This window comes from Ideonella dechloratans (genome assembly GCF_021049305.1).
Taxonomy (GTDB): Bacteria; Pseudomonadota; Gammaproteobacteria; order Burkholderiales; family Burkholderiaceae_C; genus Ideonella; species Ideonella dechloratans.
On record NZ_CP088081.1, the window covers coordinates 3,504,346 to 3,516,197 of the forward strand.

At 69.4% G+C, this 11,852-nt stretch carries 9 protein-coding genes; 5 read left to right on the plus strand and 4 right to left on the minus strand.

From position 1 onward, the window contains the following. Nucleotides 1-130: 130 nt before the first annotated feature. The 3 genes from LRM40_RS16360 to LRM40_RS16370 all read left to right on the plus strand — a co-directional run bounded on the left by LRM40_RS16360 (nucleotide 131) and on the right by LRM40_RS16370 (nucleotide 3,549). Complete coding sequence (locus LRM40_RS16360) at nucleotides 131-2,425, plus strand: NADP-dependent malic enzyme (RefSeq protein ID WP_151125034.1); 2,295 nt, start codon at nucleotides 131-133, stop codon at nucleotides 2,423-2,425. A 273-nt stretch (nucleotides 2,426-2,698) separates the two neighbouring features. Continuing rightward, a complete protein-coding gene (locus tag LRM40_RS16365) occupies nucleotides 2,699-3,103 on the plus strand; it encodes a guanyl-specific ribonuclease (RefSeq protein ID WP_151125033.1) in 405 nt (134 codons plus the stop codon). A 50-nt stretch (nucleotides 3,104-3,153) separates the two neighbouring features. Then, the gene (locus LRM40_RS16370; RefSeq protein ID WP_022980531.1) at nucleotides 3,154-3,549 is read left to right on the plus strand and encodes a barstar family protein; all 396 of its coding nucleotides are present in this window, start codon (nucleotides 3,154-3,156) and stop codon (nucleotides 3,547-3,549) included. A 234-nt stretch (nucleotides 3,550-3,783) separates the two neighbouring features. On the opposite strand, the gene rsmA is transcribed toward LRM40_RS16370, so the two are convergent. Genes rsmA through LRM40_RS16385 form a run of 3 tightly spaced genes read right to left on the minus strand, consistent with a single transcriptional unit; the run spans nucleotide 3,784 to nucleotide 8,281 of the window. After that, nucleotides 3,784-4,560 carry a 16S rRNA (adenine(1518)-N(6)/adenine(1519)-N(6))-dimethyltransferase RsmA gene (rsmA, locus tag LRM40_RS16375; protein ID WP_151125032.1) on the minus strand — a complete coding sequence of 259 codons (777 nt, stop codon included), beginning with the start codon at nucleotides 4,558-4,560 and terminating at the stop codon, nucleotides 3,784-3,786. Beyond that, nucleotides 4,557-5,903 (minus strand): peptidylprolyl isomerase, encoded by a 1,347-nt coding sequence (locus LRM40_RS16380; RefSeq protein ID WP_151125031.1) that lies wholly within the window; start codon nucleotides 5,901-5,903, stop codon nucleotides 4,557-4,559. The genes rsmA and LRM40_RS16380 overlap by 4 nt, the downstream gene beginning before the upstream one ends. Further along, nucleotides 5,900-8,281 carry an LPS-assembly protein LptD gene (locus tag LRM40_RS16385; RefSeq protein WP_151125030.1) on the minus strand — a complete coding sequence of 794 codons (2,382 nt, stop codon included), beginning with the start codon at nucleotides 8,279-8,281 and terminating at the stop codon, nucleotides 5,900-5,902. The genes LRM40_RS16380 and LRM40_RS16385 overlap by 4 nt, the downstream gene beginning before the upstream one ends. A 148-nt stretch (nucleotides 8,282-8,429) precedes the next feature. On the opposite strand from LRM40_RS16385, the gene LRM40_RS16390 reads away from it, so the two are divergent. Further along, on the plus strand, nucleotides 8,430-9,491 hold the full coding sequence (locus LRM40_RS16390) for an aminoglycoside phosphotransferase family protein (protein WP_151125029.1): 1,062 nt from the start codon (nucleotides 8,430-8,432) through the stop codon (nucleotides 9,489-9,491). A gap of 28 nt (nucleotides 9,492-9,519) precedes the next feature. On the opposite strand, the gene LRM40_RS16395 is transcribed toward LRM40_RS16390, so the two are convergent. Beyond that, nucleotides 9,520-10,986 carry a M20/M25/M40 family metallo-hydrolase gene (locus LRM40_RS16395; protein WP_151125028.1) on the minus strand — a complete coding sequence of 489 codons (1,467 nt, stop codon included), beginning with the start codon at nucleotides 10,984-10,986 and terminating at the stop codon, nucleotides 9,520-9,522. 325 nt (nucleotides 10,987-11,311) lie between these two features. Between LRM40_RS16395 and LRM40_RS16400 the strand changes: the two genes are divergently transcribed. Continuing rightward, entirely contained in the window at nucleotides 11,312-11,845 is a 534-nt protein-coding gene (locus tag LRM40_RS16400; protein ID WP_151125027.1) for an outer membrane beta-barrel protein, read from the plus strand. The last annotated feature ends 7 nt before the right edge of the window (nucleotides 11,846-11,852 follow it).

The window sequence follows — 11,852 nt, forward strand, 5'->3', positions numbered from 1 at the left end:
TGCGAAGCTCGGCGCGAAGCGGGGCAGGCTGCGGGCCGTGGTTTTTCGCATGTCGGCACTGCCTTCTACAATCCGAGATCCCGGTGTCAGCACAGGCTGACCCCCTGGCTGTCCACACGAGGAATCCGCGATGTCCAACGCCGAAGAACGCCAAGCCCAACTGCGCCGCGCCGCGCTGGAGTACCACGAATTTCCGACCCCGGGCAAGGTGGCCATCAGCGCGACCAAGCAGCTGATCAACCAGCGCGACCTGGCCCTGGCCTATTCGCCCGGCGTGGCCGCGGCCTGCGAGGAGATCGTGGAGGACCCGGCCAATGCCTTCCGCTACACCAGCCGGGGCAACCTGGTGGCCGTGGTGTCCAACGGCACCGCGGTGCTGGGCCTGGGCAACATCGGCCCGCTGGCCTCCAAGCCGGTGATGGAAGGCAAGGGCGTGCTGTTCAAGAAGTTCGCCGGCATCGACGTCTTCGACCTGGAAGTGGCCGAGAACGACCTGGACAAGCTGGTGGACGTGATCGCCGCGCTGGAGCCCACCTTCGGCGGCATCAACCTGGAAGACATCAAGGCGCCGGACTGCTTCTACGTCGAGCGCAAGCTGCGCGAGCGCCTGTCCATCCCCGTCTTCCACGACGACCAGCACGGCACCGCCATCGTGGTGGGCGCCGCGCTGCTCAACGGCCTGAAGGTGGTGGGCAAGGACATCAAGCAGGTCAAGCTGGTGTCCTCGGGCGCGGGCGCGGCCGCGCTGGCCTGCCTGAACCTGCTGGTCAAGCTGGGCCTGCCGCGCGAGAACATCTGGGTGACCGACTTGGCCGGCGTGGTCTACGAGGGCCGCACCGAGCTGATGGACCCGGACAAGGCCCTGTTCGCCCAGAAGACCGAGCAGCGCAGCCTGCGCGAGGCGATCGCCGGCGCGGACATCTTCCTGGGCCTGTCGGCCGGCGGGGTGCTGAAGCCCGACATGGTGGCCACGATGGCCGCCAAGCCGCTGATCTTCGCCCTGGCCAACCCGACGCCGGAGATCATGCCCGAGGAGGTCAAGGCGGTGCGCGACGACGCCATCATGGCCACCGGCCGCACCGACTTCCCGAACCAGGTCAACAACGTCCTGTGCTTCCCCTACATCTTCCGCGGCGCGCTGGACTGCGGCGCGCGCACCATCAATGACGAGATGGAGATCGCGGCGGTGCGGGCCATCGCCGAGCTGGCCCAGGCCGAGCAGAGCGATGTCGTGGCCTCGGCCTATGCCGGTGCCACCCTGTCCTTCGGGCCCGAGTACCTGATCCCCAAGCCCTTCGACCCGCGGCTGATGATCCAGATCGCCCCGGCGGTGGCCGAGGCCGCCATGGCCTCGGGCGTGGCCACCCGGCCGATCGCCGACATGACGGCCTACCGCGAGAAGCTGCAAAACTTCGTCTATGCCTCGGGCACGATGATGAAGCCCATCTTCTCGGTGGCCAAGAAGGCCAAGGCCAGGCGTGTGGCCTATGCCGAGGGCGAGGACCGCCGCGTGCTGCGCGCGGTGCAGGTGGTGGCCGACGAAGGTCTGGCCCGTCCGGTGCTGGTGGGCCGCGCCAGCATCATCCGCGCCCGAGTGGAAAAGCTGGGCCTGCGCCTGGAAGAGGGCCGCGACTACGAGATCGTCAACATCGACGACGACCGCCGCTACCGCGACTTCTGGCAGACCTATCACCAGATGATGGAGCGCAAGGGCGTGACCGAGCAGCTCGCCAAGATCGAGATGCGCCGGCGCCTGACGCTGATCTCCAGCATGCTGCTGCACAAGGGCGAGGTCGACGGCATGATCTGCGGCACCTGGGGCACCACCGCGATGCACCTGGCCCACATCGAGTCGGTCATCGGCCGGCGCGCCGGGGTGCAGAACTTCGCCTGCATGAACGGCCTGGTGCTGCCCAACCGCCAGATCTTCCTGGTGGACACCCACGTCAACTACGACCCCACGGCCGAGCAGTTGGCCGAGATCACCATCCTGGCGGCCGAGGAGATGCTGCGCTTTGGCATCCAGCCCAAGGCGGCCCTGCTCTCGCACAGCAGCTTCGGCAGCAGCAACCAGCCCTCGGCGGTGAAGATGCGCCAGACCCTGGCCCTGGTGCAGCAGCAAGCCCCCTGGCTGGAGATCGACGGCGAGATGCATGGCGACGCGGCGCTCGACGCCGAGTACCGGGCCGAGCTGATGCCGCGCAGCAGCCTCAAGGGCGAGGCCAACCTGCTGGTGCTGCCCAACATCGACGCCGCCAACATCAGCTACAACCTGCTCAAGACGGCCGCCGGCGGCGGCATCGCCATCGGTCCGGTGCTGCTGGGCGCGGCCAAGCCGGTGCACATCCTGACACCCTCGGCCACCGTGCGCCGCATCGTCAACATGACGGCCCTGACCGTGGCCGACGCCAACGGCACGCGCTGAGAAGGGCCGCGGGGCAGGCAGGCTCATGGCCTGTCGCTCATGGCCTAGCACAAAAGCGAGCCCCTACTCACAAAACCCTCCACTGCACGAAAATCGTGCAGTGGACTTGTGGTATTTCTGCCAATCGGCTAGGATGACGGTTTAGGCTTTCTGGGTAAACCCGTGGTTTCGTCCGGTCCGGTCTCGGTGGAGCAGTCGTTGGAGCAGTCCTTCGGCGCGAAGAGGCTGGTCGTTTCTGCCGGGCTCCGCGCACAGCAGCATGCCAGGCGCGCGATGACCACCTTGGCGACCGGTGCCACGTTGGCCTTGGCCCTGACGCTGTCCGGTCTGGCCCTGCCCGACGCGAACGTCTGGGCCCGCGAATCCGGCACCGCCGTCGTCGCCCCGCTGCCCACCGTGCCCCTGGCCGACCTGCCTGCCCAGGCACAGGCCACCGAACGGCTGGTGCGCTCGGGTGGCCCCTTCCCCTACGAGAAGGACGGCATCGTGTTCGGCAACCGCGAGCGCCTGCTGCCGCGCCAGTCCCGTGGCTATTACCGCGAGTACACCGTGCCCACGCCTGGCGCCCGGGACCGCGGGGCACGGCGTTTGGTGTGCGGCGGACGTCAACCACGGAACCCCGACGCCTGTTTTTATACAGATGACCATTACGCCAGCTTTCGTCGCGTGCTGCCCTGAGCCGCGAAGCAAGAGGGCCTGAACTTTTTGACCACAGGAGGAACGCGACCATGCTGCTGCAGTCAGTCCGTCCCAACATCGTGCAGGCGATACGCGCCTATCGGGTCGATGACCTGATGCGCGCGGCCCAGGAATCGGGCCAGCACTTTCTGTTCGCCAATCTGACCGATGCCCAGTCCAAGCAGGACGTGCTGGAGACCATCGCGACCTCGTTCCTGTTTCCGCAGCACTTCGGCAAGAACCTGGACGCGCTCTACGACTGCATGACCGATCTGGTCAACAAGTCGGGCGCGCAACCGGGCTTCGTGGTGGTGCTGGAGCACATTCCCGACAACAGCAAGTTCGACCGCGAGTCGCGCGAACAGCTGCTGGACGTGTTCCGGGATGCCGCGGACTTCTGGGCGGACCGCAAGGTCCCGTTCAGATGCTTCTATTCTTTTCAGTAGCCCGCTCCCAAGAAAACGGGTCATGGGAGCGGGCTGCTGAAACGGCCCCCACGAAGCCGGCCACCAAGGCCAGCACCAAAGCAGGCGCGAACCCCAACTTCGGCGTGAACATGCCGATGATGTGCAGCGCCTTCGACACCGCGATGTGGCGCGACGCGGCCTGACGGCCGGCGGCGCGCGCTCTTTCGCCGGATTCACGGCCCGCCTCGGCGGGCCGTTTGTCTTGGTGCGCCCTCAGGCGGCGGGCAGCACCTGCGCCAGGGCGACGTACTCCGCCACCGGCACCTCCTCGGCGCGGCGCTGCAGGTCGAAGCTGCCAGCGAAGCCCTGCTCGTCCAGCCAGCGGCCCAGGGAATGGCGCAACAGCTTGCGCCGCTGCGAGAAGGCCACCTGCACCATCTGCTCGAAGCGGCCCAGGTCCAGCGCCACCGGCTGCGGCCAGGGCACCATGCGCACCACGGCCGAGTCCACCCGCGGCGGCGGGTCGAAGGCTTCGGGCGGCACGTCCAGCAGCGACTCGATGTGGTAGCGCCACTGCAGCATCACCGACAGGCGGCCATAGGCCTTGTGGCCCGGCGTGGCGGCCATGCGGTCCACCACCTCCTTCTGCAGCATGAAATGCTGGTCCTCCACCCGGTCGGCCCAGGGCAGCAGGTGAAAGAGGATGGGGCTGGAGATGTTGTAGGGCAGATTGCCGATGACCCGCAGCGGGCCGCCCAGGCGCTCGGCCAGCGCCCCGAAGTCCACCGTCAGCACATCGGCCTCGACCACCTCGACATCGCCCCGCTTGCGCAGACGCGCCGCCAGGTCCCGGTCCAGCTCCACGACGGTCAGATGCGCGCAGCGCGCCAGCACCGGCAGGGTCAGCGCCCCCAGGCCGGGGCCGATCTCAACCAGGGGCTGACCCGGTCGCGGGTCGATCGCGCGGACGATGTCATCGATCAGCGCGGTGTCGGTCAGGAAGTGCTGCCCGAAGCGCTTGCGCGCATGGTGACCGGTGCCGGCACTCACAGCGGCGGCTCGCGCATCTCGATGAAGGCGTGGCTGCGCAGCTCCTCGAGCCAGTCGTTGTAGGCCTGGGGGTACTTGCGCTCGCTCAGCACCGCCTTGGCCTGGTCGCGCAGCTGCTCGGGGCTGACCTTGACCTCGCGGCGGTCCAGCACCTGGATCAGGTGCACGCCGTAGCGGGAGACCACCGGCTGCGAGATGCCGCCCTTGGACAGGGCATTCATCGCCGTCTCGAACTCGGGCACGAAGGCGCCCGGGCCCGTCCAGCCCAGGTCGCCCCCGCGCGAAGCCGTGCCGTCCTCGGAATACTGGCGGGCCAGATCCTCGAAACGGGCCTTGCCGGCCAGGATCTGGCTGCGGAACTCGGACAGGCGCAGCCGGGCCTCGTCCACCGACAGCTGGGCCGAGGGGCGCAGCAGGATGTGGCGGGCCCGGGTCTGGACCACCTCGCCGGGGTTGGACTCGGCGCGCGAGAGCAGCTTGAGCAGGTGGAAGCCCGCTCCGCTGCGCAGCGGCTGGGGCGTCACCCCGCCCACCGGCAGGAAGCGCACCGCGTTGACGAACAGGTCGGGCAGACGGTCCATGGGCCGGCCGCCGATCTCGCCGCCGCGCTCGCGGTTGGCGTCCTCGGACATGTCCTTGGCCACCAGCGCAAAGGGCTCGCCGGCCTTCAGGCGGGCCTGGGCCTGCTCGATGCGGGCGCGCTTCTGGGCCACCACGTCGTCGCTGGCGCCTTCGGGCACGGCCACCAGGATCTGGGCGATGTTGAGCTCGACCTGCTTGGCCTGGCTGGCCCGCTGGGCGGCCAGGTAGTCCTCGATCTCCGCATCGCTGACCTTGATGCGGCTCTGCACCTCGCGGTCGCGGATGCGCTGGGCCAGGATCTGGTCGCGCAGGTTGCTGCGGAAGGTGAAGAAATCCATGCCATCGTGCTTGAGCTGCTCGCGCAGCTGGGCCACGGTCAGGCGGTTCATCGAGGCCACGTTCTCCACCGCGCGCTGCAGTTCGGCATCGTCCACTGTCATGCCGCTGTCGCGTGCGGCGGTGATCTGCAGCCGCTCGTTGATCAGGCCATCGATGGCCTGCTGGCGCAGGGTCTTCGCGTCGGGCACGGCCGTCTGGTTGCGCTGGGCCTCGCCGGCCAGCTGGGCCATGCGCTGCTGCACCTCGACCTCGGTCACCAGCTCGTTGTTGACCACGGCGACGATGTAGTCGGCCGTGGCGGGCGCCGAGGCCGCCTTGGCGGGCTGGGCGGCGACGGCCTGGGCCAGCGCGGCGGCATGGGGAAGGACCAGGGCCGCGGTCAGGGTCAGCACGCGGAAGACGGGTCGGGAGGATGCGATCATGGGGTCTCGGAAGTGGACTGCGCGCCGGTCTTGTCGTCACGCAGCAGCTGGTAGCCGGGGATATTGTCCTTCAGGACCTGCAGCGGGTTGGTGCCCAGGCTGGACAGGCCGGTCAGCTCCAGCTGGATCATCCAGCGCTGGGTGGTTTCGCTCTGGCCGGTGGACTGGCGCTTGTTGACCACGCGCAGGATCCAGCAGCCGGCGTCGTACTCGATGCCGGCCACCGAATCGGTGACCTTCTGGTCCTTCATGCTGTAGTTGACCCGGCCCACGCCGTAGAGCGTGCCGTGACAGCTGCCGGACTGGCCGGTGCCACCGCCGTGGTAGAGCGGCCACTGGAAGCCCAGCTCGAACTGCTCGCTGCTGCCGCGGGCGTAGCGGTAGGTGCCGGACACGGTCTGGAAGGGACCCGGATGGTAGCGGGTGGACAGGATGGTCCGCTCGGAGCTGTGGATGTCGGAGTTGTACTGCAGCAGGGTGTCCATGCTCCAGGCCGGGGTGAGCTGGCCGGAGGCGAACAGCAGCAGGTCCGAGGCGCGCTTGGTGCTGGGCGTGCCGCTGGTGGTGACCCGCTGGTCGCGGAACTGGAAGCGCTGGGCCGCGCCGAAGCGCAGGCGCTCGATGCCCGACTGGTCGTCGATGAAGCGGGTGGTCGCGCCCAACGTCACCTGGTGCTCGTCGCTGACCCGATCCACGCCGGTGAACTCGTTGTCCTGGTAGATGGACATCGAGTTGAAGTCGCTGGCGGCGGTGTCGAAGGTCGGCAGGCTGGACTGGTCCCGGTAGGGCGTGAGCACGTAGTGCAGGCGCGGCTCCAGGGTCTGCGACAGGCCCGCGCCGAACCAGGACACATCGCGCTCGAAGCGCAGGCCGCTGTCCAGGCTCAGGGTCGGGATGCTGCGGCTGGCATGCTGGCGGCCGTTGGCCATCGGCTGGTCGGTCGAGTAGCTCGCGCTGTTGAGCGAGGCCTTGGGCGTGAACCAGCCCCAGCCGCTGTCGAAGCGGCGCGACAGGGAGGTGATGGCATGCACCCGGCTGCCCTCGGCCCGGTCGTCACCGGCCGCGCGGTCGGCCAGCACGAAGCGGTTGGCCTCGGTCTCCAGCGAGAAGTCCAGCCCCTGGGGCAGGCCCAGGTTCAGGTGCACCCCCAGCTGCGGGGCGCGCTCGTAGGGCACGGTGATGGGGTTGTCCACGTCCTGCAGCGTGCGCCAGCCCTGGACGCCGGCATACAGGGTGACATCGCCCCGGTCGAGCTGCCACTGCTTGGAGGCCTTGAAGGACTGCGACAGCAGGCGCGGCGTCAGGCTGGGCAGCATGCCGGAGAAGTCCTTCCAGTAGCTGTCGTCCGACGCGTCCTGGTAGGACCACTCGTAGTGCAGGCCGTCGCCCACGGCCGCGTAGTGCTCGGCCTCGACCGAGTAGCGCTGGCGGCCGATCGTCTCGTCGTAGGGCAGGTAGTGGGCCGCGATCGAGCCCTCGTCGTTGGGCCCCAGCAGATAGCGGAACTCGCCCTGCAGCGCCGTGTCGCGCCGGGTGGACACGATGGGGCCGAGGGTCAGGTCGTAGTTGGGTGCCAGCCGCCAGTAGTAGGGCTGGGCAATGCTGAAACCGCCACGCGAGTCGATGCTGATCGTCGGCGGCAGCAGACCGCTCTTGGCCGCGGAGGTGGCCGGAAAGGTCATCACCGGCGCGGCCAGGATGGGCACGCCCAGGAAGTGCAGCACCGCCCCCTGGGCGCGACCCTCGTTCTTGTCGAAGTCCAGGTCCAGCTGGTCCATGCGCAGCACCCAGTCGGGCTCCGCGCCCTCCTCGGGCCGGCAGCTGCTGTAGCTGGCGTCGTAGGCGTGCAGGCGCTGCGGGTTGTCGAAGTCGATGCGCGAGGCCCGACCTCCGGCCTGAGTCTTGCCGAAGAAGAAGGTCGGCTCGGTGACCGTGCCGGCATTGGTGTCCAGGTGCAGCTGGGCGGCCGAGCCGGTGTAGCGGTCGCCCTGGCTGCGCAGGAACACATGCCCCTGGGCGATGGCCAGCTGGCTGGGTTGCAGGTAGCGCAGGTGGTCGGCCGTCAGTTGCAGGCCGCCCCGGCGCAGCTCGACCTCGCCCTCGGCCACGCTCTCACCATCGAGCACGCTGGTCACCCGCCGCGCGGTGAGCTGGGCCGGGCCATCGGGCGACGGGGTGGCGGTCAAGGTCCCGAAGGGTGCGCTGGCCGCGGGGTCGGGGGCCGGGGTGGGGGGCACCGGGATGGCGGCACCCGACTGGGCCCAGGCCGGCCAGCCGGTCAGCGCCCCGCCACCCAGCAGACCAGCCGCCGCCAGGTGCAGGGACAGGCGACACAGCGACGGGCGCAGGCGGGAAGAGGAGGAATGGGACTGGCGCAATTCGCGAACTCGCGGCCGCCCGGGCATGGACCGGTGACCGGCGCAGCGGCAGGCTGCACCCCGGGCCCCACCCATGGAGGGCGTCATTAGAATCCGCGGATTATCCATGAGGCCCGCCCTGGCCGGCCCGGCGGCGGGTACTGCGTCCATGACCGTCTCTGCCCCCTCCTCCTCCCCCGCCATCGCCTGGGCCGATCCGGCCCGCGAAGCCGCCTTCCAAGCCTGGCTGGCGCCCCTGGTGGCCCGCCATGGCCTGCAACCCGAGACCCTGGCCCCGGCCTCGGCAGACGCGAGCTTCCGCCGCTACTTCCGCATCCAGTCGGCCCAAGGCCCGCGCATCGTCATGGACGCCCCGCCGCCCCAGGAGGATGTGCGCCCCTTCCTGCACGTGGCCGGCCTGATCCAGGCCGCCGGCCTGCACGGCCCGCAAATCCTCGAAGCCGATGCCGAGCAAGGCTTTCTGCTGCTGACCGACCTGGGCAGCACCCTCTACCTGGACGCGGTGCAGGCCGACGGCGGCGCCCAGGCCGAGCGCCTGATGCGCGAGGCCGTGGCCGCCCTGGTGCAGTGGCAGGCCAAGGTGGACGCCAGCAGCCTGCCGCCCTACGACGACGCGCTGCTGCGCCGCGAACTGGCCCTGTTCCCCGAGTGGTGCGTGCAGCGCGAATACGGCGTCAGCTGGACGGCCGAACAACAGGCCCGCTGGCAGCAGATTTGCGACCGGCTGGTGGCCAGCGCGCTGGCCCAGCCCACGGTGGCGGTGCACCGCGACTGGATGCCGCGCAACCTGATGGTGACCGAGCCCAATCCCGGCATCCTGGACTTCCAGGACGCGGTGCGCGGCCCGATCAGCTACGACGTGGCCTCGCTGCTGCGCGATGCGTTTCTCTCGTGGGACGAGGAGCGCGAGCTGGACTGGGCGGTGCGCTACTGGGACGCCGCCCGCAAGGCCGGCCTGCCGGTGGATGCCGACTTCGGCGAGTTCTGGCGCCAGCTGGAATGGATGGGCCTGCAGCGCCACCTGAAGGTGCTGGGCATCTTCTGCCGCCTCAAGCACCGCGACGGCAAGCCCAAGTACAGCGCGGACCTGCCGCGCTTCTTCCACTACGTGGTGCGGGTGGCCAACCGCTATGTCGAGCTCAAGCCGCTGATCCCGCTGGTCGAGACCCTGACCGGCCCGCTGACCACCACCGCCTTCAGCCTGCGCTGAGGGCGGCAGCATCGCTCGCGCGCCCCGCTCAGGGGTGGGCGGCGATCACCTCGGCCACCGCGGCGGTGAGCTTGGTGCCGTAGCCGATGTGCAGGAACTCGTTGGGCCCGTGGGCATTGCTCTTGGGGCCCAGCACGCCGCAGACCATCATCTGCGCCTTCGGGAAGCCCTGCTGCAGCAGGTTCATCAGCGGGATGGTGCCGCCCTGGCCGATGTAGCCCAGCGGCGCACCGAAGTGGCTGCGCGAGGCCCGGTCCATCGCGGTTTCCAGCCAGGGCGCCAGGTCCGGCGCGTTCCAGCCGCTGGCGCCCCAGTTGCCCACCCGGCCATCGGGCTCGAAGGTGACCTTGGCGTTGTAGGGCGCGTTGTCCTCCAGCAGGGCCTTGAGCTGCACCGCAGCCTCGTGGCCGTCCACCAGCGGCGGCAGGCGCAGGCTGAGCTTGAAGGCGGTGTAGGGCCGCAGCACATTGCCGGCGCTGGCCAGGGCCGGCATGCCGTCCACGCCCGTGACCGACAGCGTGGGCCGCCAGGTGCGGTTGAGCAGGGCCTCGGTGGCGTCGGTGGTGGTGGGCAGGGTCAGGCCGCCGTCGGCGCCGCAAGCCCAGGGGAAGGTCTTCCAGGCCGCATCGCCCAGGATGGCCGCGGCCGCCTCGGCCTGGGCCCGGCGCGCCGCCGGGATCTCGCAGTGGAAGATCGACGGCAGCAGGGTGCCCGTCTTCGAATCCTCCAGACGGTCCAGCACCTGGCGCAGGATGCGGAAGCTCGAGGGCACCAGGCCGCTGGCATCGCCCGAGTGCACGCCCTCGGTCAGGATCTCGACCTTGAGCGCGCCGGTGATGTTGCCGCGCAGGCTGGTGGTCAGCCAGAGCTGGTCGTAGTTGCCGGCGCCCGAGTCGAGGCAGACCACCAGGCTCACGTCGCCCAGGCGGGCCTTGAGCTTGTCCAGGTAGAAAGGCAGGTCGCCGGAGCCGGATTCCTCGCAGGTCTCGATCAGGCCGACGATGCGCGGGTGCGCCACGTTCTGGGCCTTCAGGCCCTCAATGGCGCTGATGGCGGCATAGATGGCGTAGCCGTCGTCGGCACCGCCGCGGCCGTAGAGCTTGCCGTTCTCCAGCTTGGGCGTCCAGGGCCCCAGGTCGGCGCGCCAGCCGTTGAACTCGGGCTGCTTGTCCAGGTGGCCGTAGACCAGCACGGTCTGGCTGCTGTCCGGCTTCGTGGCGGGCAGCTCGAAGAAGATCACCGGCGTGCGGTCGCCCTCGCGCACCACCTCCAGCCTCAGGCCGGGCACCTTGCGGCCTTCGACCCACTGGGCGGCGTCGCGCACCACCCGGTCGATCAGGCCGTGCTCGCGCCACTGCGGGTCGAACATCGGGCTCTTGGCCGGGACGGCGATGTAGTCGGACAACTGGGGAACGATGCGCTCGTTCCAGGCTGCGGTGACGTCACGATCCAGTTGTGCCGAATCGAGGCCGGGCAGCTTGTCGGGGGCGTTCATGGTGGGAAGGCTCCGGAAGAAAAGAGGTCAGGCCGCCAACCGGCCAGACGGCGATTGTGCGCCGACGGCCCTCCCCGGGCGACGTCCTGGACCACGTCGTTGGCACGGAGGGGCCGGGCCGGCTCGGCGTGGACGCGCCCCGAACGGGCGCTGCAGGCGATGGGGCGATCCCGGTGAAGGCCGAAAAGTTCCTCGGACAAAGCCGCGTTTGCCTTCCATTGCCGGACTTTGCAAAGCGTGAAGCGGGGGAAAACCCCGAGTTGCACGACCGATCGAGCATGGCCCCAAGCGCATCCCCTGCGCTGTCACTTCGAAAGGAACAACCATGACCGTCTCGATCCGCCACACCGTCTCTGCCGCGCTGCTGGCCGCGGCCGCCCTGGGCAGCGTCGCCGCCCACGCCGAAGGCCTCTATGTGGGCGGCAGCGTCGCCTCGCCCGACTGGCGCTCGCCGGTCAACGGCCTGGCCGGCAACGACCACAACGCCGCCGTCAACCTCTACGGCGGCTACAGCCTGAGCCCCAACCTGGCACTGGAACTGGGCACCATGACCCTGGGCCACCAGAACGGCGACCTGGGCCAGGTCAAGGGCCATGGCGGCTACCTGGACGTGGTGGGCACCCTGCCCATCGGCGCCAGCAACTTCTCCCTGCTGGGCCGCATGGGCTACGACCGCGCCTCCATCATGACCGACGCCGGCAGCGACAACGGCGGCGGCCTGAACTTCGGCGCCGGCCTGCAGTACGACCTGAGCCGCAACGTCGCCCTGCGCGCCGAGGTGACGCGCTACCGCTTCAACACCTTCGGCACCACCGCGGTCAACGACCAGTACAGCGTGGGCGTGAAGTACGGCTTCTGAGCCCTGG

Bases quoted from the DNA above. Each gene is read 5' to 3' on its own strand.
- LRM40_RS16360 (WP_151125034.1), top strand. From the start codon at position 131: ATGTCCAACGCCGAAGAACGCCAAGCCCAACTGCGCCGCGCCGCGCTG.
- LRM40_RS16365 (WP_151125033.1), top strand. From the start codon at position 2,699: ATGACCACCTTGGCGACCGGTGCCACGTTGGCCTTGGCCCTGACGCTG.
- LRM40_RS16370 (WP_022980531.1), top strand. From the start codon at position 3,154: ATGCTGCTGCAGTCAGTCCGTCCCAACATCGTGCAGGCGATACGCGCC.
- LRM40_RS16380 (WP_151125031.1), bottom strand. From the start codon at position 5,903: ATGATCGCATCCTCCCGACCCGTCTTCCGCGTGCTGACCCTGACCGCG.
- LRM40_RS16390 (WP_151125029.1), top strand. From the start codon at position 8,430: ATGACCGTCTCTGCCCCCTCCTCCTCCCCCGCCATCGCCTGGGCCGAT.
- LRM40_RS16395 (WP_151125028.1), bottom strand. From the start codon at position 10,986: ATGAACGCCCCCGACAAGCTGCCCGGCCTCGATTCGGCACAACTGGAT.
- LRM40_RS16400 (WP_151125027.1), top strand. From the start codon at position 11,312: ATGACCGTCTCGATCCGCCACACCGTCTCTGCCGCGCTGCTGGCCGCG.